Source organism: Dellaglioa sp. CoH-57-MRSF-22, assembly GCF_056781895.1.
The window spans coordinates 1-746 of sequence record NZ_JBXAXT010000028.1; the positions used below are offsets into that span (position 1 = coordinate 1).

At 56.4% G+C, this 746-nt stretch carries 1 protein-coding gene; it reads left to right on the forward strand.

Annotated elements, in window-relative coordinates; translation table 11 throughout:
• Positions 1–172: 172 nt before the first annotated feature.
• The coding region (locus AC1RPR_RS07915) for a hypothetical protein (protein WP_481763419.1) at positions 173–746 on the forward strand (574 nt) is incomplete at its 3' end.

The window sequence follows — 746 nt, forward strand, 5'->3', positions numbered from 1 at the left end:
AGCGCTGCGCGTTGCCGCCGACTACCATGACTATCAGGCGACGATTGCCGACGCCTCAGACTATGGTGAGTGCGTGCCGCATCACGAGAACAGGGCCCGTGAACTCCGAGCCGAGGCCGCGCGTATCGAGCAATGTTACGACAACGGGGATGACCCGTACGAAGGATAAAAGATGAGCGAAAAAGAAAAACGTGTGTTTTTCACGCGAGAGTGGCAGAAGCATGAACGTGAGGTGACCTATCCGTACTACCGAGCAAAGTCCGAGGTCACAGAAAACGATCGCGGGAGTTACGTGTATGAACGCGTAGAGCGCACGAAGATCACACGTATCGAGGTCACGGCGGGATCGCAGTACAAGATCAGCACGCACCGAAATACGAGTACGGCGACGAGTCGGGACGAGAGCATCTTGTATATGCTGGGTTCCTACCCATATGCATGTACGGAACAGCAGTTCAACGAAAAGATGAGTGAGGCGCTTGCCGCGATTGGTGTCGAGAACCCGCTCGGGGCACTGGAACGCGCGGCCGCAGATGGGGTGCCAGTGCCACTCAAGATGTGGCTTTCGGCGGCTGGCATCAATCTGGTCGAACTGGAAAAGGACATCGTAGACGGCGAGGATTTGCGCGTTCTGCTCACGAATAACACGATCAACGTGCTGGAAGAGGTGGCTCGCGGCATCGTGGCCTCAAAGGGCAAGTATGGCGTCCACGCGTTCAACGCCCTGATTATGAACTTGCGGGACT